The organism is Saccharopolyspora rosea (assembly GCF_025643595.1).
GTDB lineage: Bacteria > Actinomycetota > Actinomycetes > Mycobacteriales > Pseudonocardiaceae > Saccharopolyspora > Saccharopolyspora rosea.
In genome coordinates, this window is record NZ_CP102826.1 from 4,278,976 (window position 1) to 4,302,876 (window position 23,901).

The 23,901-nt window shown below is 71.2% G+C and carries 18 protein-coding genes; 8 read left to right on the plus strand and 10 right to left on the minus strand.

What is annotated here, in order from left to right; all coding sequences use genetic code 11:
• Positions 1-8 precede the first annotated feature (8 nt).
• Entirely contained in the window at positions 9-1,631 is a 1,623-nt protein-coding gene (locus NV263_RS19795; protein WP_263247924.1) for an amidohydrolase, read from the plus strand.
• Positions 1,632-1,644: 13 nt separating this feature from the next.
• Here NV263_RS19795 and NV263_RS19800 read toward each other — a convergent pair whose 3' ends face one another.
• The gene (locus NV263_RS19800) at positions 1,645-2,445 is read right to left on the minus strand and encodes a serine hydrolase (protein WP_263247925.1); all 801 of its coding nucleotides are present in this window, start codon (positions 2,443-2,445) and stop codon (positions 1,645-1,647) included.
• Positions 2,446-2,513: 68 nt separating this feature from the next.
• Positions 2,514-3,464 (minus strand): ornithine cyclodeaminase family protein, encoded by a 951-nt coding sequence (locus NV263_RS19805; RefSeq protein ID WP_263247926.1) that lies wholly within the window; start codon positions 3,462-3,464, stop codon positions 2,514-2,516.
• Positions 3,465-3,645: 181 nt separating this feature from the next.
• On the opposite strand from NV263_RS19805, the gene NV263_RS19810 reads away from it, so the two are divergent.
• The 5 genes from NV263_RS19810 to NV263_RS19830 are packed head-to-tail and all read left to right on the plus strand — an operon-like array spanning position 3,646 to position 10,644.
• The gene (locus tag NV263_RS19810) at positions 3,646-5,223 is read left to right on the plus strand and encodes an aldehyde dehydrogenase family protein (protein WP_263247927.1); all 1,578 of its coding nucleotides are present in this window, start codon (positions 3,646-3,648) and stop codon (positions 5,221-5,223) included.
• Positions 5,220-6,371 (plus strand): NAD(P)/FAD-dependent oxidoreductase, encoded by a 1,152-nt coding sequence (locus NV263_RS19815; protein WP_263247928.1) that lies wholly within the window; start codon positions 5,220-5,222, stop codon positions 6,369-6,371. Before NV263_RS19810 ends, NV263_RS19815 begins: the two co-directional genes overlap by 4 nt.
• Positions 6,372-6,388: 17 nt before the next feature.
• Positions 6,389-7,540, plus strand: a complete 1,152-nt coding sequence (locus NV263_RS19820) for a Glu/Leu/Phe/Val family dehydrogenase (protein ID WP_263247929.1) — start codon at positions 6,389-6,391, stop codon at positions 7,538-7,540.
• A gap of 12 nt (positions 7,541-7,552) precedes the next feature.
• Positions 7,553-8,473 (plus strand): LysR family transcriptional regulator, encoded by a 921-nt coding sequence (locus tag NV263_RS19825; protein ID WP_263247931.1) that lies wholly within the window; start codon positions 7,553-7,555, stop codon positions 8,471-8,473.
• On the plus strand, positions 8,470-10,644 hold the full coding sequence (locus NV263_RS19830; protein WP_263247933.1) for a thiamine pyrophosphate-dependent enzyme: 2,175 nt from the start codon (positions 8,470-8,472) through the stop codon (positions 10,642-10,644). The genes NV263_RS19825 and NV263_RS19830 overlap by 4 nt, the downstream gene beginning before the upstream one ends.
• On the opposite strand, the gene NV263_RS19835 is transcribed toward NV263_RS19830, so the two are convergent.
• A complete protein-coding gene (locus NV263_RS19835) occupies positions 10,641-10,952 on the minus strand; it encodes a hypothetical protein (protein WP_263247935.1) in 312 nt (103 codons plus the stop codon). The genes NV263_RS19830 and NV263_RS19835 overlap by 4 nt on opposite strands.
• Before the next feature lie 142 nt (positions 10,953-11,094).
• On the opposite strand from NV263_RS19835, the gene NV263_RS19840 reads away from it, so the two are divergent.
• Both NV263_RS19840 and NV263_RS19845 read left to right on the plus strand, forming a co-directional pair.
• Positions 11,095-11,973 (plus strand): helix-turn-helix domain-containing protein, encoded by an 879-nt coding sequence (locus tag NV263_RS19840; RefSeq protein WP_263247937.1) that lies wholly within the window; start codon positions 11,095-11,097, stop codon positions 11,971-11,973.
• Positions 11,970-12,254: a DUF397 domain-containing protein gene (locus NV263_RS19845; protein WP_317630347.1), complete on the plus strand. Its 285-nt coding sequence runs from the start codon at positions 11,970-11,972 to the stop codon at positions 12,252-12,254. Before NV263_RS19840 ends, NV263_RS19845 begins: the two co-directional genes overlap by 4 nt.
• A gap of 30 nt (positions 12,255-12,284) precedes the next feature.
• Here NV263_RS19845 and NV263_RS19850 read toward each other — a convergent pair whose 3' ends face one another.
• From NV263_RS19850 to metK, 7 genes are all read right to left on the minus strand, one after another.
• Positions 12,285-13,670 (minus strand): FAD-binding oxidoreductase, encoded by a 1,386-nt coding sequence (locus NV263_RS19850; protein ID WP_263247939.1) that lies wholly within the window; start codon positions 13,668-13,670, stop codon positions 12,285-12,287.
• A 60-nt stretch (positions 13,671-13,730) separates the two neighbouring features.
• Entirely contained in the window at positions 13,731-15,173 is a 1,443-nt protein-coding gene (locus tag NV263_RS19855; protein WP_263247940.1) for a carboxylesterase/lipase family protein, read from the minus strand.
• A gap of 85 nt (positions 15,174-15,258) precedes the next feature.
• A complete protein-coding gene (locus NV263_RS19860) occupies positions 15,259-16,146 on the minus strand; it encodes a mycobacterial-type methylenetetrahydrofolate reductase (RefSeq protein ID WP_263247941.1) in 888 nt (295 codons plus the stop codon).
• 296 nt (positions 16,147-16,442) lie between these two features.
• Complete coding sequence (ahcY, locus tag NV263_RS19865; RefSeq protein WP_263247942.1) at positions 16,443-17,906, minus strand: adenosylhomocysteinase; 1,464 nt, start codon at positions 17,904-17,906, stop codon at positions 16,443-16,445.
• Positions 17,907-17,958: 52 nt separating this feature from the next.
• Positions 17,959-21,525, minus strand: coding sequence for a methionine synthase (gene metH / locus NV263_RS19870; protein ID WP_263247944.1), 3,567 nt, complete (start codon positions 21,523-21,525; stop codon positions 17,959-17,961).
• 19 nt (positions 21,526-21,544) lie between these two features.
• Positions 21,545-22,519 (minus strand): carbohydrate kinase family protein, encoded by a 975-nt coding sequence (locus NV263_RS19875; RefSeq protein ID WP_263247945.1) that lies wholly within the window; start codon positions 22,517-22,519, stop codon positions 21,545-21,547.
• 152 nt (positions 22,520-22,671) lie between these two features.
• Positions 22,672-23,874, minus strand: a complete 1,203-nt coding sequence (metK, locus tag NV263_RS19880) for a methionine adenosyltransferase (RefSeq protein WP_317630348.1) — start codon at positions 23,872-23,874, stop codon at positions 22,672-22,674.
• Between the last annotated feature and the right edge of the window lie 27 nt (positions 23,875-23,901).

Here is a 23,901-nt window from a genome sequence, read left to right on the forward strand (position 1 = left end):
GCGGGCCGATGTCCGCCGACACCGCCGAGGTGGCCTTCGTGGGCGGCCCGGTGGCCACGATGGACGCCGCCCGGTCGTTCAGCGACGCGGTCGCGGTGCGGGGCGGGCGGATCACCGCGGTCGGGCGGTCCGCGGTGCGCGAGCGCGTCGGCCCGGCCACCGACGTGGTCGAGCTGCGGGGCCGGTTGCTGCTGCCCGGCTTCCACGACGCCCACGCGCACCCCGTCTACGGCGGTCTGGAGCGGTTGCGCTGCGACCTGACCGGTGCCGAGGACGCGCGCGAGTGCCTGCGGCTGATCGCCGAGCACGTGCGCGCGCGGCCGGGGCCCGGCTGGGTGCTGGGCGGCGGCTGGGACATGGGCTGGTTCCCGGGCGGGACGCCGAGCCGGTGGGACCTCGACCGGATCACCGGTGACCGGCCCGCCTACCTGCTCAACCGCGACCACCACGGGGCGTGGGTCAACAGCGCGGCGCTGCGGCTGGCGGGCATCGACCGGGACACCCCCGACCCGGCCGACGGCCGGATCGAACGCGACGCCGACGGGCACCCGTCCGGCGTGCTGCACGAGGGCGCGACCCGGCTGCTCACCCCCGCGCTGGCGCCCACCAGCCCCCAGGAGTACCTGGCCGGACTCCTCGAAGGGCAGCGCCACCTGCGGGAACGCGGCGTGACGATGTGGCACGACGCGATCGTCGGTCCGTACCTGGGCTACGACGACACGCTGGAGACCTACCTTGCGGCCGACTCGCGGGGACTGCTCACCGGCAAGGTGCGCGGCGCGCTGTGGTGGGACCGCGACCGCGGCACCGGGCAGCTCGACGGGCTCCGGCAGCGGCGGCGGGCGCGCGGTCGGCACTTCCGCGCCGACGCGGTCAAGATCATGCAGGACGGGGTGTGCGAGAACTGCACCGCCGCGATGTTGCTGCCATACCTGGGAAGTCGCGGCAGCGGACTGTCCTTCGTGGACTCCGCGGAGCTGGCCGCCGCGGTCCGGGAGCTGGACGCCGAGGGATTCCAGTTGCACTTCCACGCCATCGGCGACCGCGCGGTGCGCGACGTGCTCGACGCGCTGGCCGGGGCCCGCGACCGCAACGGCGCCAACGACCTGCGGCACCAGATCGCGCACGTGCAGGTCGTGCACCCCAGCGACATCCCGCGCTTCCACGAACTCCGCGTCACGGCGGTGGTCCAGGCGCTGTGGGCGGTCAACGACGCGGCGATGACCGAGCTGACCGTGCCGCGCCTGGGCCACCGGCGCGCCGGCTGGCAGTACCCGTTCCGATCGCTGCGCGCGGCGGGCGCGGTGCTGGCCGCGGGCAGCGACTGGCCGGTGTCCGAAGCGGACCCGATGCTCGCGGTGCACGCGGCGGTCAACCGCCGGGAACCGGGCAGCGACGCCGAACCGTTCCTGCCCGAGCAGGGCATCGACCTCGTCGACGCGCTGGCCGCCTACACCGCGGGCAGCGCGTGGGTGAACCACCTCGACGCCGAGACCGGTTCGATCGAGGTCGGCAAGGCCGCGGATCTCGTGGTCCTGGACCGCGACCCGTTCGCCGAGCCCGCCGCGGAGATCGGCGACGCGCTGGTGGACCTCACCATGGTCGACGGGGTCGTGGTGCACGAGCGCTGAACGCGCCGCGCGGTCAGCGCCGCGCCCCGGACAGCGCGGCGTAGGCGGCGCGGCCGAGATCGGCGATGGCCGCGCAGGCCGGGCCGCCCCGGACGCCGCGAAACAGCTCGTCGTCGAGCCCGTCGACCAGCACCGCCACCACCGCCCGCGGCCGGTCGGGACCGAGCAGCCCCACGTCGTGGCGCAGGCCGTCGAGTTCGCCGGTCTTGTTCCAGCAGCGCGCACCGTCCGGCAGGCGGGCGGGCAGCCGGTCGCGGACCTGCTGGCGGGACAGCACGTCGAGGGCGTGCCGGGTGAGGTCCGCGGGCAGCGCCGCTCCGGTGGCCAGCGCGTCGAGGACGCGGGCCTGGTCGAGGGCGGTGGTCTCGTTGCGGCCGGGTGCGTGCACGTCCATCAGGCGGCGCTGCACCCGGGTGGCCGTGCAGCCCAGGTCCTCGGCGCAGGCCCGGATCGCGTCGAAGCCGACGACGTCGATGACCGCGTTGGTCGCGGCGTTGTCGCTGATCACGATCATCAGCGCGATCAGGTCGGCGAGCTGGAGCCGGTGCACCCCGCGCAGTTCGCGCAGCACCCCGAAGCCACCAGCGCGCTCGGCCGGCAGCCCCACCTCGGTGTCCAGCGCGATCCGGCCGTCGCGCACCTCGCGCAGCGCGGCGATCATGGTGAGGACCTTGATCGTGCTGGCCGCGTGGACGACGCGTTCGGCGTCGTGCAGGACGGGTTCGCGCTCGTCGAGGTCCCAGGCGGCGAAGCTGACCCGGCCGGGGAAACCCGACCAGTCCAGCGATGCCCGCAGCCGATCGGCGAATCCCATGACCACCCCCGCGGCATCGACGGCCCCCGCGACGATAGCCGATCACGTCCACTGCGGACAGAGCGCGGCTACAGGGTCCCGAGGACCGCGTGGGCGGCTGCCGCGTCCTGCACGCCGATGCCGACGCTGTTGTAGAAGACCAGGTCGCCGTCGTCGGTGCGGCCGGGCCGGTCGCCGACGAGGACCTCGCCGAGGGAGCGCAGGTCCGCGCGGGTCAGGTCGCCGCGGTCGAGGGCGTGCGCGATCGGGCCGGCGTGCGCGACGGCGGTGTCCACGTCGTCGACGACGACCGCGGCGGCGCGGCGGACGAGCTCGGCGTCCACCTCGCGCCGGTGGTGCTCGAAACTGCCGACGCTGATCACCGTGGCGCCGTCGGCCAGCGACGACGTCGCGACCACCGGTTCGGCGCTGAGCGTGCAGGTGGCGACCAGCGGTGCGCCGCGCACGGCCGCGTCCGCGTCGGCGACCGGGTGCACCGGGACGTCCAGTTCGGCGGTCAGCTCGGCGGCCGCGGCCTCGCGGCGGTGCCGGTCGCGGCCGAAGATCCGGACCTCGCGCAGCGGGCGGACCCGGGCGAGCGCGCGGACGTGCGCCCGCGCCTGCACGCCGGAGCCGATCACCGCCAGCACGTCCGCGGACGCCGGGGCGAGGACGTCGGCGGCCACGGCGCTGCCCGCGGCGGTGCGGATCTCGGTGAGCGCGGTGGCCTCCATGGTCGCCACCAGGCGACCGGTCTCGGCATCGAGGACCGACGCGGTCGCCGAGATCGTGGGCAGGCCGCGCTCGGCGTTGCCCGGGTGCACCGCCACGAGCTTGCTCACCGTGCCGTGCCGGGGCGAGAGCCTGGCCAGGTAGCTCAACGTGGAGTCCGGGCCGGTCCGGATCGCCACCTTCTCGGCGAGCTGGGCCTCGCCGCGCCCGAGCGCGGTGAACGCCCGCCGCTGCGAGTCGATCGCGGTGTCCAGGTCCAGCGCGGCCGCCACGTCGGCGTCGCTCCACGTCGTCCAGTCGGTGTGCACGCCCGCATGGTGCCAGACGGAGATCGCCCCGAGGGCAAGCGATGCTGTCGCTCAGAGTGAGCAGAAATCACTCTTCTGATTCTCGGCTGGTCCGGCGGGGAGCATCTACGGTGATCCGTGCGGCGGACGTGGCCTGCGGCACACGGCGCCGGGCGTACTCCCCACGAGCAGGAAGAGGTGCATGTCGGTGCAGTCGACGTTGAGCTCCGTGATCGGTCCGGCGGACACGGCCGACGGCGGAGGCGAGTACCTGTCGCGCAACCCGGCGAACCTCGACGACGTGGTGGCGCGGGTCCGGCTCGGCGGCCCCGGCGCGCTGCCCGCCGCCGCCGAGCGCGCGCAGCGGGCGCAGCGGGAGTGGGCGCAGGTCCCGGCTCCGGTGCGCGGCCGGGTGATCGCCGGGATGGGGCGGCTGGTGGAGGCCAACAAGGAGTCGTTGGCGCGGCTGGTGACCCGGGAGATCGGCAAGCCCTACACCGAGGCGCTCGGCGAGGTGCAGGAGATCATCGACACCTGCGACTTCTTCCTCGGCGAGGGGCGGCGGCTCTACGGCCAGACGGTGCCCTCGGAGATGCCGGACAAGCAGCTGTTCACCTTCCGGGTGCCGGTCGGGGTGGCGGCGGTGATCACCGCGGGCAACTTCCCGGTCGCGGTGCCGTCCTGGTACATGGTCCCGGCGCTGCTGTGCGGCAACGCCGTGGTGTGGAAGCCTGCCGAGTACGCCGCGGCGACGGCGCGGGCGCTGTCCGAGCTGGCGTGGCGGGCCGGGGTGCCGCGCGGGGTGCTCAACCTCGTCTACGCCGACGGCGAGGACACCTTCGCCGGGCTGGACGCGGCGCTGTCGGCGGGGACGGTGCACAAGGTCGGGTTCACCGGTTCCAGCGCGGTCGGCGCGCGGGTCGGCGAGCTGTGCGGCCGCCACCTGCAGAGCCCGTGCCTGGAGCTGGGCGGCAAGAACCCGATGGTGGTCGCCCCGGACGCCGACCTGGACCTGGCGGTGGAGGGCGCGCTGTTCTCCGGCTGGGGCACGGCCGGGCAGCGCTGCACCTCGCTGGGCAACCTCATCGTGCACCGCGACGTGCACGGCGAGTTCGTGCGGCGGCTGGACGACGCGCTGCGCTCGGCGGCGATCGGCGACCCGACCGGCGACGTGCTCTACGGCCCGCTGCTGGACCAGAAGTTCGCCGACAACTTCGAGTCCATTCTGGACACCGTCGCCGCGCACCACACCGCGCTCGGCTCCGACGGCGTGGGCCGGATCGGCGATTCCGCGCCGCGCAAGGGTTTCCAGGGCGATCCGTCGACCGGGTTGTACTACCACCCGGTGCTGCTGGACGGGGTGCGGCCGGACGACCACGTGTTCCGGCAGGAGACCTTCGGGCCGATCGTCGGCGTCACCACCTACGAGACCCTGGACGAGGCGATCGAGCTGGGCAACGCGCCCGGCTACGGGCTGTCCGCCGCCATCTACACCACCGACCCGGCCACCGCGTTCCGGTTCCGGCAGGGCATCGGCGCGGGCATGGTCAGCGTCAACAACTCCACCTCGGGCGCGGAGGCGCACCTGCCGTTCGGCGGCAACGGGCGCTCCGGCAACGGCAGCCGGCAGTCCGGGATCTGGGTGCTCGACCAGTTCACCCGCTGGCAGTCGTTGAACTGGGACTTCTCCGGGAAGTTGCAGAAGGCGCAGATGGACGTGGCCACGGTGGAACCGGAGCTGGACTACCGGCTGCCCGCCGAGCTCGGCGGTGACCGGTGACCGGACTGCCGCGGCGCGCCGACGTCGTCGTGGTCGGCGGCGGGGTGGTGGGCGTGAGCACCGCCTTCCACCTCGCCGAGGCGGGCGTCGACGTGCTGCTGCTGGAACGCGACGAGCTGGGCTCGGGCAGCACGAGCAAGGCGGCGGGCGGAGTGCGGGCGCAGTTCTCCGACCCGGTCAACATCGAACTGGGGCGGCGCAGCCTGCGCGCCTTCGAGGACTTCGCCCGCCGTCCCGGCGGGGAGATCGACCTCAAGCAGCACGGCTACCTGTTCCTGCTGTCCGACCCCGCCGACGTCGCCGCGTTCGAGGACGGCGTGCGGGTGCAGAACGAACTGGGCGTGCCGAGCACGATGCTGACGGTGGCCGAGGCGTGCGCGCTGTCGCCGTACGTCGTCGGCGACGGGCTGCTGGCCGCCGCCTTCTCCCCCACCGACGGGCACTGCACGCCGGAGGCCGTGGTGCAGGGTTACGCGCAGGGCGCGCGGCGGCTCGGGGCGGTGCTCCGGCGGCACTGCGCGGTCACCGGGATCGACGTCCGCGACGGGCGGATCGGCGCGGTGCGCACCGCCGACGGCGAGGTGGAAACGTCCACTGTGGTCTGCGCGGCGGGCGCGTGGTCGGCCGAGGTCGGCGCGATGGCCGGGGTCGAGCTGCCGGTGCGCCCGCTGCGGCGGCAGATCCTGGTCACCGAACCGGTCGCGGACCTGCCGCCCCGGCTGCCGTTCACCATCGACTTCGCCACCAGCTTCTACTTCCACGACGAGGGACCGGCGCTGCTGGTGGGCATGTCCGACCCGGACGAGGAGCACGGTTTCCGGCTGGGCACCGACGGCCGCTGGCTGGCGCGGTTGTCGGAGGCGGTGTCCCGCCGGGCGCCGCGGCTGGCCGACCTCGGTGTCGCGCACCGGTGGGCCGGGCTGTACGAGGTCACCCCCGACCACAACGCGCTGGTCGGCACGGCCGGGTCACCGGCCGGTTTCCACTACGCCACCGGGTTTTCCGGGCACGGTTTCCTCCAGGGGCCCGCGGTCGGCGAGGTCGTGCGCGATCTCGTGCTCGGCCGTCCACCGGTGGTCGACGTGTCCGGGCTCGACGCGCGGCGGTTCGCCGGCGCCGCGACCCGGCCCGAGCACAACTGCGTCTGATCGGCGAGGAGCGCGAAGTGCCTGATTTGTTGCAGGAGATCGACGAGTGGGGTCCGGAGAAGGTGGTGTGCGTCTCCGACGCCCGCACCGGCATGCGCGGCGTGCTGGTCGTGGACAACACCGCCCGCGGGACCGGCAAGGGCGGCACCCGGATGAGCCCGACCGTCACCGTCGCCGAGATCGCCCGGTTGGCGCGGGTGATGACGTGGAAGTGGGCGGCGGTCGACCTGTTCCACGGCGGCGCGAAGGCCGGGATCATCGCCGACCCGGACTCGCCGGACAAGGAACGCATCGTGCGGGCCTTCGCGCGGCGGCTCGCCGACCAGATCCCGGCCAGCTACGTCGCCGGGCTGGACATGGGCATGACCGAGCACGACGCGGCGATCATCCAGGACGAGCTCGGGGACCGGGGTGCGGCGGTCGGCGTGCCCGAGTCGCTGGGCGGCGTGCCCTACGACCAGCTGGGCGTCACCGGTCACGGTGTCGCCGAGGCCGTGGACGCCGCGCTGGCGCACCGGGGTCGCAGCGCGGTGGGCGCGCGGGTGGCGTTGCAGGGCTTCGGCGCGGTCGGGGCGGCCGCCGCCCGGCGGCTGCACGAGCTGGGTGCCCAGGTCGTCGCACTCTCCACTGTGGAAGGTTCGGTGCACGATCCGGACGGGCTCGACGTGCCGCGCTGGCTGGACGCGCGGGCCGAGTTCGGCGACGCCTGCGTGGCCAAAGCTCCCGCGCGGCAACGGGTCCCGCGCGGTGACGAACTCGTCGTCGACTGCGACGTGCTGGTCCCGGCGGCCGGGCAGGACGTCATCGACGAGGCGCTGGCCGCCGCCGTGCGGGCTGAGTTCGTCGTGGAAGGCGCCAACCTGCCCACCACCCCGGGAGCGCGGGCGCTGCTCGCGGCGCGCGGGGTGACCGTCGTGCCGGACTTCATCGCCAACGCGGGAGGCGCCATCGCGGCCGGATTCGCGATGGACGCCCGGCATTCGGCGTTCCGCCCCGAGCCGGAGGCGATCCTGCGCACCGTGGCCGAGCGGACCCGCGGCAACACCGTTCTGGTGCTCGACACCGCGGACCGCGGCGGGACGCTGCCGCACGAGGCCGCCCGGGAACTGGCCGAGGAGCGGGTCCGCACCGCCATGCGGCTGCGCGGACGGCTGCCGGAACCCGTCTGAGAAGAGGTCGGCGTGCTGAACCCGATCCACCTGCGGACCCTCCAGGAATGCGTGCGCACCGGCTCGTTCGCCGAGGCCGGGCGCGCGCTCGGCTACACCGCCTCGGCGGTGTCGCAGCAGATGGTGCTGCTGGAGCGAGCGATCGGCGCGACGCTGTTCGAGCGCACCGCGCGCAGCGCGCGCAGCACCAACCTGGCGGTGCGGCTGGCCGAGCGCAGCCGCGACGCGCTGGGGGCGCTCGACGCGTTGGAACGCGAGGTGCGGGCGATGGTGGTCGGCGAGGAGGGCAGCCTGCGGCTGGCCAGCTTCGCCACCGCCAACGCGCGCGTGCTGCCCGACGTGCTGGCGACGGTCGTCGCACAGCGGCCGCAGGCCGAGGTGCAGCTCGACGAGGGCGAACCCGACGAGGTGATCGACGGGGTCCTGGACGGCGTGGTGGACGCGGCCGTGGTGTTCGAGTACGACCTGGACCCGCGCCAGTGGCCGGTGGAGCTGTGCGTCGAGGAACTGCTGGCCGAACCGCTGCGGCTGGCACTGCCCGACTCGCACCCGCTGGCCGACCGCGACGAGGTGGACCTGCGGTGGCTGGCCGACGACCCGTGGATCTGCACGCGGCAGGACACCGCCGGGGCGCGGTCGCTGGTGCGGCTGGCCGCCGCGGCGGGTTTCGTGCCGCGGATCGTGTTCCGCAGCAACGACTACGCCGTCATCCGCGACCTGGTCGCGCGCGGCCTCGGCGTGGCGGTGCTGCCCGGCCTGGCGATCCCGGACGACCACGTGCGGATCGCCCGCATCGCGGGCTGGCAGCCGCACCGCCGCGTCAAGACCCTCTACCGCAGGCAGAACACCAACCCGCTGCTGCCGATCGCGCTGGAATGCCTGGCGAAGTCGTGCGCGGCGGTGGCCAACGACTGGCACGAGGAGCAGTCATGAGCGACCGGAAAGAGCCCGTCGACGAGCACTTCCTGACCACCGTCGCCGCGCTGCCCGAGACCCCGCGCCGCTCCGACGAGCGGGCCGGGGAGCTGTGGGCGCTGTTCGACGCGCAGGCGGGCAGCCGCCACCTGGACCTCATGGCCCGGCGGCTCGGCTCGCAGGGGCTCGGTTACTACAGCATCGGATCGTCCGGGCACGAGTCCAACGCCGCCGTGGCCGCCGCGCTGCGGCCGACCGACCCGGCGCTGCTGCACTACCGCTCCGGCGGGTTCTACGTCCGCCGCGGGCGGCAGGTCCCCGGAGCGGAACCGTTGCGGGACGTGGCGCTGGGCGTCGTCGCGTCGGCGGACGAGCCGATCTCCGCCGGGCGGCACAAGGTCTTCGGCAACGCGGCGCTGTCGGTCATCCCGCAGACCTCCACGATCGCCTCGCACCTGCCGCGCGCCGTCGGGCTGGGGTTCGCGCTGGGACGCGCGGAGAAGCTGGGCGTGGCGACCGAATGGCCCACCGACTCGGTGGTGGTGTGCAGCTTCGGGGACGCCTCGGCCAACCACTCCACCGCCACCGGCGCGATCAACTCCGCGCTGCACTGCGCCTACCAGGGTCTCGCGATGCCGCTGCTGCTGGTGTGCGAGGACAACGGCATCGGCATCAGCGTGCGCACGCCGCACGGGTGGATCGAGAACACCTACGGCCACCGCCCCGGGCTGCGCTACTTCACCGCGGACGGCGCGGATCCGGTGGCGTGCCTGGACATCGCGCGGGAGGCGGCGGACTGGGTGCGCACCCACCGCGCTCCGGCGTTCCTGCACCTGCGGACCGTGCGGCTGATGGGGCACGCCGGGTCCGATGTGGAGTCCGGGTACCGCTCGCGCACCGAGATCACCGCCGACTACGCCCGCGACCCCCTGCTGGCGACCGCGAAAGCACTGGTGTCGCGCGGAATCGCCACGCCCGAGGAGGTCATCGCGCACTACGAGGCCGCGCGCGACGAGGTCGCACGCGTCGCCGACGACGCGCTGGGCAGGCGGAAACTGGCCGGTGCGGGCGAGGTCATGGCCTCGATCTGCCGGAACCGGCCGGACGCCCTCGCCCGCCGGGCGGGCGAGATCCCGCAGCGGCGGGCGTTCGACCGGGCCCCGGAGTCCGAGGGACCGCTGACGCTGGCGCAGGCGATCAACCGGTCGCTGGCCGAGGAACTCGGCCGCGACGAGCGGGTGCTCGTCTTCGGCGAGGACGTCGCGCGCAAGGGCGGCGTGTACGGGGTGACCCGCGGGCTGCGGAAGACGTTCGGCGGCACCAGGGTTTTCGACACGCTGCTGGACGAGCAGAGCATCCTCGGCACGGCGCTGGGCGCCGGACTGGCGGGGCTGCTGCCGATCCCGGAGATCCAGTACCTGGCGTACCTGCACAACGCCGCCGACCAGCTGCGCGGCGAGGGCAGCACGCTGAGCTTCTTCTCCGACGGGCGCTACCGGAACCCGATGGTCGTGCGCATCGCCGGGTACGGCTACCAGAAGGGCTTCGGCGGGCACTTCCACAACGACAACAGCATCGCCGCGCTGCGCGACCTGCCCGGCGTGGTGCTGGCCTCGCCGTCCCGACCCGACGACGCCGCGGCCATGCTGCGCACCTGCGTCGCCGCCGCGCACGTCGACGGCCGGGTCTGCGTCTTCCTGGAACCGATCGCCCTCTACCACACCCGCGACCTGCACGAACCCGGCGACGGCGGCTGGTTGGCGGACTACCCCGCCCCCGGCACCGGGCACGTCCCGATCGGGCGGGCCCGGGAGTACGGCGACGGCGCGGACCTGACGCTGGTGTCGTTCGGCAACGGCGTGCCGATGAGCCTGCGCGTCGCGCGGCGGCTGGGCGAGCGCGGCGTGCGCGCCCGCGTCCTCGACTTGCGCTGGCTGGCGCCGCTGCCGGTGGACGACCTGCTCGCCGCAGCGCAGGCGACCGGCCGCGTGCTCGTGGTGGACGAGACCCGCCGCTCCGGCGGCGTCTCCGAAGCGGTGGTCACCGCGCTGACCGACCACCGCTTCCCCGGCCCGGTCGCGCGGGTGACCAGCGAGGACAGCTTCATCCCGCTGGGCCCGGCGGCCTACCACGTGCTGCTGGACGAGGACACCGTGGAACAGGCCGCGTTGGACGTGGTGAAGCGCTAGGCATCGACGAGTTCGCCGCCGCCGGACCAGCACAGGTACTCCTCCACCGGATCCACGTCCTGCTCGACGAGTTCCTCCCGCTTCTCGTCGTCGGGCCTGCCGCGCTCGTCGGCCGGGACGACGGCGGCGAAGTACATGCCGAACCGGTGCTCGCCCCGGTGCAGCTTCGCCAGCGCCCAGGCGTGCAGGCACCCCTTCCACACCTCGGGAGGCTCGTCACCGGGCAACGGCTCGGAGAGCAACAGCTGGTCGTAGGAGCCGAACGTGTCGGGGTTGACGATCCGGTAAAGGGCGATGGCGCAGCGCATGGGGACCTCCCGGTAGGAGTCGTGACAGTTGCGAAAAGTAATCTCCTGTCCGTCAGGAGTGACAGTAGTCAATCTGACTTAGTAAAGTTGACGCCGCAATGCCTCGACTGGGTGGTTGATCACTCGGACTTGGAGGACGACCGTGCACGACTCCGCTGCGCAGCAACCGCAGACGGTCAGCCCGACCGTGGGGCGGCGCTGGCTGGCCCAAGAGATTCGGCGCCTCCGTGAAGCCGCCGGGTTGAAGCAGAGCGAGGTGGCCAAGCGTCTGCGGTGCAATCCAGCGAAGATCGCGCACATCGAGAGCATGCGCAACGCCGTTAGTGCGCCGGATCTCGAAGTCATGCTCCCGTTCCTCGGTGTTCCGCCCGATCGCATCGACTGGTACCTCAAGCTGTCCGACATCGCGAAGGAAAAGGGCTGGTGGGACGGCAACCAGGCGATCCCCGAGTGGTTCTCCCTCTACATCGGACTGGAGTGGGGCGCCAGCGAAATCCACGAGTGGGACTTGGGGTTCGTCCCCGGCCTGCTCCAGACGCGCGGCTACGCGGAGGCGTTGATCAACGCGGGCAGTCGTGCATCGCACTCCCGGCAACGGCAGCAGATCGACGCACGTCTCCAACGGCAGGAAGCCCTGAACCGTGACACGGGTGCGCTGAAGGTGCACGCGATCGTCGACGAGTCGGTCCTGCACCGGACGATGGGAAGTGACGCGGTACTGCGCGATCAGCTCGCGCACCTCGTCCAGATGTCCAGCCATCCCCAGGTCACGCTCCAGATCATGCCGTTCCGCGCTGGCCCACATCGAGGGCACTTGGGGTCGTTTCACTGGCTGGGCTTCCCAAGAGCCGATGATCCTGGTGTTGTGTACGTGGAGAACCAGAAGGGCGGGTTGTATCTGGAGGAACCCGAGGAGATCGCGGACTTCCGGGAGGACTTCGACGGTCTCACGCGGATGGCGTTGACGCCCTCGGACTCCAGGAACCTGCTGGAAGACCTACTGAAGGACACAGCACGGTGATCAAACAGCACGTCGAGGACGCAGCGAAGTTGCCCGATGTTGTCTGGCGCAAGAGCAGCTACAGCGGCCCCAACGGCGGTGCCTGCATCGAAATCGGCACTGTCTGGCGCAAGAGCAGCTACAGCGGTCACGGCGGCGGTGAGTGCGTAGAAGTCGGACTGGCGGATTCCGCGACGGGTGTGCGGGATTCGAAGGATCCGGGCGGTCCGGCGTTGCTCTTCGGGTCCGGCGCGTGGGCGGACTTCCTGCGGGCGGTCAGAACCGACCGCTACCGCGGGTGACGCCCAGCACCCGAGGCCAGCGCGACGACGTCAGGGCGTGCCGAAGACCTTGCCCGGGTTGAAGATGCCGTGCGGGTCCAGGGCGTTCTTGACGGCGTGGTGCATCGCCACGACCTCCGGGCTGAGTTCGGCGTGCAGGCCCTTGCGCTTGAGCAGGCCGACGCCGTGTTCGCCGGTCACCGTGCCGCCGAGGGACAGGGCGTCGTCGACGATGTCGTCGAAGGCGCGTTGGGCGCGCTGGCGGGCCGCGTCGTCGCCGGGCGGGGTGATGATCAGCGGGTGGAGGTTTCCGTCGCCGGCGTGCGCGATGTTGGCGATGTGGGTGTCGTGGCGGCGGGCCGCTTCCTCGATGCGGCGCAGCATCTCCGGGACGTCGGCGCGGGGCACGCAGACGTCCTCGGTGAGCACCGGGCCGAGGCGTTCCAGCGCCGGATAGGCCAGGCGGCGGGCGGCGAACAGGGCGTCCGCCTCGTGCTGGTCGGTGGAGCGGGCGCTCCACGTCGCGCCCGCCTCGTCGAAGCAGCGCAGCAGCGCGTCGACCTCCTGCTCGCCCGCCTCGCCCGGGGTGTCGGAGCGGCCGAGGAGCAGGACGTTGCCCTCCGCGCTGAGCCCCATGTTCTTCCAGGCGTCCACCGCCTCCAGGCAGTGCTTGTCCAGCAGTTCCAGCGCCGAGGGCACGACTCCACCTGCCGCCACCGCGGCCACCGCCTCGCCCGCCTCGGCCAGCGAGTCGAAGGAGCCGACCACGGTGCGCTCCGGGGCCCGCAGTCCGGGCAGCAGCTTCACGGTGATCTCGGTGACCAGGCCCAACGTGCCCTCGGAGCCGACGAACAGGCCGCACAGGTCGTACCCGGCCACGCCCTTGGCGGTGCGCCTGCCCAGCCGCACCACGTCCCCGCCACCGACCACGGCCTGCAGGCCGAGCACGTAGTCGCGGGTCACGCCGTACTTGACGCAGCAGACCCCGCCGGCGTTGGTGGACACGTTGCCGCCGATGGTCGACCACGGCGAGCTCGCCGGATCCGGCGGGTACCAGGCGCCGTGCTCGCGGCAGGCGGCGCGCAGGTCGTCGTTGACCACGCCCGGCTGGACCACGGCCAGCTGCTCGCACGGGTTGATCTCCAGGATCGCGTTCATCGCCTCGAACGAGACGACCACGCAGCCGTCCACGGCGTTCGCGCCGCCGGACAGCCCGGTCCCCGCGCCGCGGCCGACGACCGGGACGCCCGCCTCAGCGCACACCCGGACGACCGCCGCGACGTCCTCGGTGCGGGTGGGCCGCACGACCGCCAGCGGCTTGCCGAACGGCGCCCACTCCGCGTCGTCGTGCGCGTAGCGGGCCACCGAGTCCGGGTCGGTCAGCAGTGCTCCGGCCGGCAGCCTCGCCGCCAGCTCCGCCGTCACCCGGTCCGACATGCCGTCTCCCTCCGCCGTGCGTGCCCCCACGCTAACCAAACACGCAGCGCAGTCGGCCGGTCACGTCCAGAACCGGCGCTGCCAGATGCGGCGGGACACCGCGAGCGGGTCCTGCTCCACGCGGGACGGCACGTGCCAGATCTTCGTCGGGCGCGCGCTGGTCGAGTAGCGCGGCCAGCCGGGGTCGCCGGTGGCGGCGAAGGTCGTCCAGGCGTGCCGCAGTTCGCCGGAGAGCACGTCGAAGTCCTCGGGCACGGTGCCGTCGAAGAGGAGACCGGCCAGTTCGGTGCCGCGGACGCCGAAGGTGAACGGGACGTCGAGGGCGTGGCAGGCGCCGTAGGCGCCCCCGCGGCCGGGCGCGGGCCAGGCGAACTCGTACAGGTAGGTGGCGCCGCCGCCGTCCGCGTGACCCTCCGCGCACCACAGGGACGGCATGCGCAGCAGCTGGTCGCCGAACACGACGTCGTACAGCTCGGCGTCGGTGATGCCCGGATGACCGGTGCGGTAGTCGTCCAGGGCGGACTCCGGCAGGCGCAGCCCCCGGGCCAGCGCGCCGAGGTCCTTCACGCCTGGGAGGTCCACTGTGAACAGTTTGGCTTCGTCGGTGGTGAAGCCGCAGATCAGGTCGATGTCGCGACCGGCGCCGTCGCGCATGGCCCGCCACGGCGGGGCGTCCAGGAGTTCCCCGTCCAGCACGACGCCGTAGGGCATCGTCTGGGTCCAGGACTCGCGGTTGGCGGACATCTCGGCCGTGGCCTCCTGCTGGGCCAGGTGGAAGCGCTCCGGCGGGATCCCGGCCAGCGCCTCGGCCGTGGCGGGCACGTCGAGGCGGCCGGTGACCAGTCCGCTGCTCTTGCGGGCCTCGTCCTCGGGCAGGTACATCCCCGCCACGCTCTGCGCGATGGCGCGGTGCAGCAGTCCGCGCGCGGCCGGGGACGCGACCAGCGCCGCCGTCGACACCGCGCCCGCGGACTCGCCGAACACGGTCACCGCGTCCGGGTCACCGCCGAAGGCGGCGATGTTGTCCCGCACCCAGCGCAGCGCGGCGATCTGGTCCAGCGTGCCGCGGTTGGCCGGTGCGTCGTCGACCCAGCCGAAACCCTCGTAGCCGACCCGGTAGTTCAGCGTCACCACGACGACGCCGGAGCGGGCCAGCACCGCGCCGTCGTAGTCGCGCATCGCCGAGCCGCCCGAGATCAGGGCGCCGCCGTAGAGCCAGACCATGACCGGCAGGCGGGCGCCGCGGTCCGGGGTCCACACGTTCACGGTCAGGCAGTCGGTGTCGTCGCCCGGTTTCCACAGCCGCGGCATTCCCGGCAGCGGTTCGGGCTGCGGGACCGAGGCGCTGAACGACGACGCCTCCCGCACGCCGTCCCACGGCTCGGGCGGGGCGGGAGCCCGGAACCGGCGCGGGCCGTCCAGCGGTGCCGCGTACGGGATTCCGCGGAAGACGTCGACATCTCCGGTGGAGCGGCCGCGGACCGCGCCACTCGTCGTGCGCACTACAGGATGATCCATGCCACCAGTGAACCACCAGCCGTGGGCGAAACGACGGTGTTTCGCCCACGGCCGATGGCCGGTGGAGGAGTCACGCCGTGCGCGGCTCCCAGTACTCCAGCATCGCGGCGAAGGTCTCGAACGCGGGTTTGTTGTAGCCGTAGGGAGCTTCCAGGTGGACGCTGAGCGGGAAGCCGAGGTCGTGCACACCGTCGATGATCCGCTTGTACAGGTCGACGACGGCCTGCTTGCGGCCCTCGAAGTCCAGTTCCGCGGTGCGGGCCACGAACTCCTGCTCGCGGGCGACCGCCTCGTTGCCCGGGTCCTGGATCAGCCACTGGATGAGCTGCTTGCTGCGCTCCACGCCCGGGATGAACCCGAACGACAGCAGGATCTCCGGGCGGTGCGGGGTGGTGCGGGCGAACTCGCGCAGGAAGTGCACGATCGCGTCGGAGAACAGCAGCTGGGTCATGCCGTAGGTGGCGCCGCGTTCGCACTTGAAGCCGAAGCGGCCCTGCTCGCCGTCGCGGGTCGGGATGAGGATCGAACCGCGCTGCGGCACCACGTCCTGGAACTTGGTCAGCGCGTCGGTGGGCGCCACACCCGGTCCCTCGCCGTCGGCCATGGTGCGCGGCACGCCGACGAACGCGATGCCGTCCATGCCGGCGTCGCGCAGGTTCCGCAGGCGTTCGCCGAGCTGCTGCTCGTCGTGGAAGGCGGTGACCTGCGTGCACAGACCCCGCACGCCGTCGAGTTCCGGCTGGATGGCCTGCCAGAAGTCGATGGTGTCCATCTTCGGCCGGAAGTCGACCGGGCGGTCCCCGTCCTCCTGGATGATGCCCGGGATCATCACGTGGCGGATGCGGCCGGTCAGGCCGCTTTCCCGGCTGAGTTCGGCGATTTTGCGCCCTTCCTCAACAGCCCGCTGCTCACCGCCGTCCAGGTCGGGCGGAACCAGTTCGAGTGCGATGGTGTTCATGTCGGCCTCAGGTATTCCTTGTCGTCGACGTCGGTCACCGCAGAACCCGAAGAAAACCACGTCTGCGCACTGCCCTACGGACAGGGACCGTTTTTTCGGTGGAACGAAGGGAAATTCGCCGGGGAATCAGCGAAACGGGGTCGAAAGAACAGGTGCTCGCGGAAGGAGGCGGATGTGCGCCGGCCGCGCGTTGGACACCTTGCGCCGGGGTCGCCGGGGAGAGCGGAGGGGCCGGGTTCCGCCCGGACACGGAGGGAATTCCGGGCGGAACCGGCGATTTCGCGGCAGTCGCCGCGTCAGTAGCGGTAGTGGTCGGGTTTGTAGGGGCCGTCGACGTCGACGCCGATGTAGGCGGCCTGTTCCTTGGTCAGCTTGGTCAGCTTCACACCCAACGCGTCCAGGTGCAGCCGGGCGACCTTCTCATCGAGGTGCTTGGGCAGCACGTACACCTGCCGGTCGTACTCACCCTGCTTGGTGAACAACTCGATCTGCGCGATCGTCTGGTTCGTGAACGAGTTCGACATCACAAACGACGGATGCCCGGTCGCATTACCCAGGTTCAGCAGCCGCCCCTCGGACAACACGATGATCGAGTGCCCATCCGGGAAGGTGTACTCGTGCACCTGCGGCTTGATCTCCTGCTTGACGATCCCCGGAGTCTTCTCCAACCCCGCCATATCGATCTCGTTGTCGAAATGCCCGATATTGCCCACGATCGCCTGATGCTTCATCCGCGCCATGTGCTCAGCGGTGATGATGTCGAAATTACCGGTCGTGGTGATGAAGATGTCGGCGTAGTCGACGACGTCCTCGATCGTTTTGACCTCGTAACCCTCCATCGCCGCCTGCAACGCGCAGATCGGATCGATCTCGGTCACGATCACCCGCGCACCCTGCCCGCGCAACGACTCCGCCGAACCCTTACCGACATCACCGAACCCGCACACCACCGCGACCTTGCCCCCGATGAGCACATCCGTGGCCCGGTTGATGCCATCCACCAACGAATGCCGGCACCCGTACTTGTTGTCGAACTTCGACTTCGTCACCGAGTCGTTGACATTGATCGCCGGGAACAACAACTCACCAGTCTTGGCCAGCTCGTACAACCGGTGCACACCCGTGGTCGTCTCCTCGGTGACACCCTTGATCTGCCCGGCCAACGTCGTGAACCGCTGCCCGTCACCAGCCAGACTCCGACGCAACGTCTCCAAGACGACCTGGTACTCCTCCGGGTCGTCAACGGACGGCTGCGGCACCGCACCCGCCTTCTCGAACTCCACACCCTTGTGCACCAACAACGTGGCATCGCCACCATCATCCAGGATCATGTTCGGACCCCGGCCCCCCGAGAAACCCTGGAAAAGCTGGTCAGTGCACCACCAGTACTCCTCAAGCGTCTCCCCCTTCCACGCGAACACCGACACACCCTCCGGCTTGTCAGCACTCCCGTTCGGGCCGACCACCACCGCCGCCGCAGCCTCGTCCTGGGTCGAGAAGATGTTGCACGACACCCAGCGGACCTCAGCACCCAAAGCGACCAACGTCTCGATCAGCACCGCGGTCTGCACCGTCATGTGCAACGAACCCGCAATCCGCGCACCCCTGAGCGGCTTGCTGTCCGCGAACTCCTTCCGAGTCGCCATCAACCCCGGCATCTCATGCTCAGCCAACCGAATCTGATGCCGACCAGCCTCAGCCAACCCCAGATCCTTCACAGCGAACTCCAGGCCGTTGGCCTTCTGCAGCTTGACGCTCATGACTTCCTTCCTCGTTTCCCCATCCGTGGGCGCACCTGTCCTGGGAGGCGGGTCAGGTGTTGAAGTACTTGGCTTCCGGGTGGTGGGCGACGATCGCGTCCGTGGACTGCTCCGGGTGCAGCTGGTACTCCTCGGACAGCACCACGCCGATGCGTTCCGACTCCAGCAGGTCGACGATCTTGGCCCGGTCCTCGATGTCCGGGCAGGCGCCGTAACCGAAGGAGTAGCGGGCGCCGCGGTAGCCGAGCTTGAAGAACTCCCGCACGTCCTCGGGGTCCTCCTGGGCGACCGACCCGCCACCGGACCACAGCAGTTCGCGGCGGACGCGGCGGTGCCAGTACTCGGCCAGCGCCTCGGTCAGCTGCACGCCCAGGCCGTGCACCTCCAGGTAGTCCCGGTAGGCGTTCTTGGCGAACAGCTCGTTGGCGTAGTCGGCGATCGGCTGGCCCATCGTCACCAGCTGGATCGGCAGGACGTCCACCTGGCCGGTCTGCTCGGCCTTCTCCCGGCTGCGGAAGAAGTCGGCCAGGCACAGCCGGCGGTCGCGCTTCTGGCGCGGGAAGAAGAACCGGCAGCGCTCCGGGGCGTCCGGCTCCTCCTTGTCCAGCACGACGAGGTGGTTCCCCTCGGTCACGCACGGGAAGTAGCCGTACACCACGGCCGCGTGCTGCAGGATTCCCGCGGTGGACAGCTCGTCGACCCAGTACCGCAGGCGCGGGCGCCCCTCGCTCTCGACGAGCTCCTCGTAGGACGGCCCCTCGCCCTTCTTGGCGCCGCGCAGGCCCCACTGGCCGAAGAACGTGGCCCGTTCGTCGAGCAGCGCCAGGTAGTCGGCCACCGCGATGCCCTTGACCACCTTGGAACCCCAGAACGGCGGGGTAGGCACCGGAGCGTCGGCGTCCACATCGGACCGCGTGGTGTCCTCGTAGGACGGTTCCTCGCCCTGCTCGGCCTTGCGCTTCTCGGCGATGCGCAGCGAGCGTTCGCGCCGCGCCTTGCGCTCGGCCTTCTTCGCCTCCTCGGCGGCGTCCTCCTCCGGGGTCTCGCCGCGCTTGATGGCCATCACCCGGTCCATCAGGTGCAGGCCCTCGAAGGCGTCCTTGGCGTAGCGCACGTCGCCCTGGTAGATCTCGTCGAGGTCGTTCTCCACGTAGGAGCGGGTCAGCGCCGCACCGCCGAGCAGCACCGGGTACCGCTCGGAGAGCCCTCGGGAGTTCATCTCCTCCAGGTTCTCCTTCATGATCACGGTGGACTTCACCAGCAGCCCGGACATGCCGATGGCGTCGACCTCGTGTTCCTCGGCGGCTTCCAGGATCGCGCCGATCGGCTGCTTGATGCCGATGTTGACCACGTCGTAGCCGTTGTTGGAGACGATGATGTCGACGAGGTTCTTGCCGATGTCGTGCACGTCGCCCTTGACGGTGGCCAGCAGCAGCTTGCCCTTGCCGCCGGAGTCGTCCTTCTCCATGTGCGGTTCCAGGTGGGCGACCGCGGACTTCATCACCTCGGCCGACTGGAGCACGAACGGCAACTGCATCTGACCGGAACCGAACAGGTCACCGACGACCTTCATGCCCGCCAGCAGGTTCTCGTTGATGATCGCCAGCGGCGACTTCTCCTGCATGGCCGCGTCGAGGTCGTCCTCCAAGCCGTTGCGCTCGCCGTCGACGATGCGCCGCTCCAGCCGCTCGAACAGCGGCAGCTTGGCCAGTTCCTCGGCGCGGGAGGCGCTGCTGGACTTGGCCGTCTGCCCCTCGAACATCTCCATGAGCCGCTGCAACGGGTCGTAGCCCTCGCGCCGCCGGTCGTAGACCAGGTCGAGCGCGACCTCCCGCTGCTCCTCGGGGATCTTGCTCATCGGCAGGATCTTCGAGGCGTTGAGGATCGCGGTGTCCAGGCCCGCTTCCCGGCATTCGTTGAGGAACACCGAGTTGAGCACCTGCCGCGCCGCCGGGTTGAGACCGAACGACACGTTGGACAGGCCCAGCGTGGTCTGCACGTCGGGGTGCCGGCGCTTGAGCTCCCGGATGGCCTCGATCGTCTCGATGCCGTCCTTGCGGACCTCCTCCTGACCGGTGGAGATCGGGAACACCAGGCAGTCGATGATGATGTCGGACTCCGACAGCCCCCACTGCCCGGTGATGTCGGAGATCAGCCGCTCGGCCACCCGCAGCTTCCAGTCCCGGGTGCGCGCCTGGCCCTCCTCGTCGATGCACAGGCCGACGACCGTGGCGCCGTGCTCGGAGACCAGCCGCATCACTTTGTGGAACCGCGAGTCCGGTCCGTCGCCGTCCTCGTAGTTCACCGAGTTGACCGCGCAGCGCCCGCCCAGGTGCTCCAGTCCGGCCTGGATCACGTCCGACTCGGTCGAGTCGACCATGATCGGCAGCGTGGAGGCGGTGGCCAGCCGGGAGGCCAGCTCCTTCATGTCCGCCACGCCGTCGCGGCCCACGTAGTCCACGCACAGGTCCAGCATGTGCGCGCCCTCGCGGGTCTGGGCCTTGGCGATCTCCACGCAGTCCTCGTAGCGGCCTTCCAGCATCGCCTCGCGGAACGCCTTGGAGCCGTTGGTGTTGGTGCGCTCGCCGATGTTGAGGATCGACGCGTCCTGCTCGAACGGCACCGCCTGGTACATCGACGACACCGAGGGCACGTGCTCCGGGGTGCGCTCGGCCGGCTCCAGCGAGCGGACCGCCTCGGCGACGGCGCGCACGTGGTCGGTCGTCGTGCCGCAGCAGCCGCCGACCAGCCGCGCGCCGAAGTCCCGGACGAACCCGACCAGGGACTCGGCCAGTTCGTCCGGCGTCAGCGGGTAGACGGCCCCGTTGGGACCCAGCTCGGGCAGACCGGCGTTGGGCATCACCGAGATCGGCACCCGGGCGTGCTGGGCGAGGACCCGCAGGTGCTCGCTCATCTCGGCCGGGCCGGTGGCGCAGTTCATCCCGATCATGTCGATGCCCAGCGGCTCCAGCGCGGTCAGCGCCGCGCCGATCTCCGAGCCGACCAGCATCGTGCCGGTGGTCTCCACGGTGACCTGGGCGATGATCGGCAGCCGGCGCCCGGCCTGCTCCATGGCCCGCTTGGCGGCCACGATCGCGGCCTTGGTCTGCAGCAGGTCCTGGGAGGTCTCCACCAGCACGACGTCGATGCCGCCGTCGAGCATGCCGAGCACCTGCTCGACGTAGGCGTCGCGCAGCACCGTGTACGGCGCGTGGCCGAGCGTGGGCAGCTTGGTGCCCGGGCCCATCGAGCCGAGCACGAACCGCGGCCGGTCCGGCGTGGAGTACTCGTCGGCGCACTGCCGCGCCAGCGCCGAGCCCTTCTCGGCCAGGTCCCGGATCCGGTCCGGGATGTCGTACTCGCCGAGGTTGGCCAGGTTGGTGCCGAACGTGTTCGTCTCGATCGCGTCCGAGCCCGCCTCCAGGTATCCCCGGTACACCGAGGTGACCACGTCGGGGCGGGTCTCGTTGAGGATCTCGTTGCAGCCCTCCAGGTTGGCGAAGTCGTCCAACGTCAGATCGTGGGCCTGCAACGCGGTCCCCATGCCGCCGTCGGCGACCAGAACGCGCCGGCTGATGGCGGCGAGGAACCCGCTCGGATCGTTGTGCCGGTCTGCCATGACGCTGCTTCTCCCCGTCTCAGCGAAGTTTCGAGCCGACCTCGGAGGCCGCGGCATCGCCGTACGCCTCGGCGATGCGGCTCAGGAAGGACTCCCGCTCCACCTCGTACTCCTGCGGGCCGTCGGTCTCCAGCGACACGGTCGCCAGGGTGCAGCCCAGCTGCAACGACCGCTCCAGGTCGAGCTCGTGGTGCAAACCGGCGAGGAATCCGGCGCGCAGCGCGTCGCCGACACCGGTCGGGTCGCCCTTCTGCTTCTCCTTCGGCGGGGTCACCTCGATCTTGGGATCGGACTTGGACTCCACCTGAACGCCCTTGGGCCCCAGCGAGGTCACCCACCGGCCGACGCGGTCCAGCACCTCGGCGTGCGTCCAGCCGGTGCTCTGCAGCAGCAGACCGTGCTCGTACTCGTTGGTGAACAGGTACTCCGCGTCCTCGACCAGTCGGCGGATCTCCGGCCCCTCCATGCGGGCCAGCTGCTGGCCCGGGTCGGCGAGGAACGGGTAACCGCGGTCCCGGCACTCCTGGGTGTGCCGCAGCATGCCCTCCGGGTCGTTCGCGGAGATGACCACGACGTCCAGCCCGCCCAGCCGGTCGGCGACCGGCTTGAGCTCGATCTCGCGGGCCTCGGCCATCGCCCCGGCGTAGAACGAGGCGATCTGGTTGAGGTCCTGGTCGGTGGTGCACAGGAACCGGGAGGTGTGCTTGGTCGGCGAGACGTGCACCGAGGCGGTGTCCACCCCGTGGCGTTCCAGCCACGAGCGGTACTCGTCGAAGTCCTGGCCGACCGCGCCGACCAGGGCGGAGGTCACACCGAGCTGACCGAGGCCGAAGGTGATGTTGGCCGCGATGCCACCGCGCCGGATCTCCAGGTGGTCCACCAGGAACGACAGCGACACCTGGTCGAGCCGGTCGGCGACGAACTGCTCGGTGAACCTGCCGGGGTAGGACATCAGGTGGTCGGTGGCGATCGAACCGGTCACCGCAATCCGCACTGCTTCACTCCTTCACCAGGGACGGGTGCCGTGTTCGCGGCCCCGACCTCGACGTTCGACTCAAGGATCTGTCGGGCACGTCACACCGGACCGCGGGGCGCGCGCCTGTGCCCGCGCCCCGCAGTCCGCGTGACGACGCCGATGCGATCAAATCAGAGACCGGCGGCAGATTTGAGCGCCTCGGCGCGGTCGGTGCGCTCCCACGGCAGGTCCACGTCGCTGCGACCGAAGTGGCCGTAGGCCGCCGTCTGCGCGTAGATCGGCCGCAGCAGGTCCAGATCCCGGATGATCGCCGCCGGGCGCAGGTCGAACACCTCGTTGACCGCGGCCTGGATCTTCACCGGGTCGACCTTCTCGGTGCCGAACGTCTCCACGAACAGGCCCACCGGCGCCGCCTTGCCGATCGCGTAGGCGACCTGCACCTCGATGCGGTCGGCCAGGCCCGCGGCCACCGCGTTCTTGGCGACCCAGCGGGTGGCGTAGGCCGCGGAGCGGTCCACCTTCGACGGGTCCTTGCCGGAGAACGCGCCGCCACCGTGGCGGGCCATGCCGCCGTAGGTGTCCACGATGATCTTCCGGCCGGTCAGACCCGCGTCACCCATCGGACCACCCACCACGAAGCGACCGGTCGGGTTGATCAGCAGCCGGGTCTCGTCGTTGTCCAGGCCGACCCGGTCCAGCTCCGGCCGGATGACGTGCTTGTCGATGTCCTTGGCCAGCGTCGCGTCCAGGTCGACGTCCTCGGCGTGCTGGGTGGACAGCACCACGGTGTCCAGCCGGACGGCCTGGTCACCGGCGTACTCGATGGTGACCTGGGTCTTGCCGTCGGCGCGCAGGTACGGCAGCGTGCCGTCCTTGCGGACCCGGGTCAGCCGACGGGACAGCCGGTGCGCCAGCGCGATCGGCAGCGGCATCAGCTCGTCGGTGTCGTTGCAGGCGTAGCCGAACATCAGGCCCTGGTCACCGGCGCCCTGCTTGGCGATCTCGTCGATCACGCCCTCGACGCGGGACTCGTGCGCGGTGTCCACGCCCTGGGCGATGTCCGGCGACTGGGCGTCGATCGCCACGTTCACGCCGCAGGAGTTGCCGTCGAAGCCCTTGTCCGAGGAGTCGTAGCCGATCTCCAGGATCTTGTCCCGCACGATGGCCGGGATGTCGGCGTAGGCCTCGGTGGTCACCTCGCCCGCGATGTGCACCTGACCGGTGGTGATCAGCGTCTCGGCCGCCACCCGGGACCGCGGGTCCTGCGCCAGCAACGCATCCAGGATGGCGTCGCTGATCGCGTCAGCCATCTTGTCCGGGTGCCCCTCGGTCACCGACTCGCTGGTGAACAACCTGCGGTTGATCTCACTCACGACTGCTCCTCACCTCACTGATGCGGC

Coding starts and splice junctions, on each gene's coding strand:
- NV263_RS19830 (WP_263247933.1), top strand. CDS start 8,470: ATGAGCGACCGGAAAGAGCCCGTCGACGAGCACTTCCTGACCACCGTC.
- NV263_RS19800 (WP_263247925.1), bottom strand. CDS start 2,445: ATGGGATTCGCCGATCGGCTGCGGGCATCGCTGGACTGGTCGGGTTTC.
- NV263_RS19860 (WP_263247941.1), bottom strand. CDS start 16,146: ATGAACACCATCGCACTCGAACTGGTTCCGCCCGACCTGGACGGCGGT.
- ahcY (WP_263247942.1), bottom strand. CDS start 17,906: ATGAGCGTCAAGCTGCAGAAGGCCAACGGCCTGGAGTTCGCTGTGAAG.
- NV263_RS19850 (WP_263247939.1), bottom strand. CDS start 13,670: ATGTCGGACCGGGTGACGGCGGAGCTGGCGGCGAGGCTGCCGGCCGGA.
- metH (WP_263247944.1), bottom strand. CDS start 21,525: ATGGCAGACCGGCACAACGATCCGAGCGGGTTCCTCGCCGCCATCAGC.
- NV263_RS19835 (WP_263247935.1), bottom strand. CDS start 10,952: ATGCGCTGCGCCATCGCCCTTTACCGGATCGTCAACCCCGACACGTTC.
- NV263_RS19810 (WP_263247927.1), top strand. CDS start 3,646: ATGTCGGTGCAGTCGACGTTGAGCTCCGTGATCGGTCCGGCGGACACG.
- NV263_RS19795 (WP_263247924.1), top strand. CDS start 9: ATGTCCGCCGACACCGCCGAGGTGGCCTTCGTGGGCGGCCCGGTGGCC.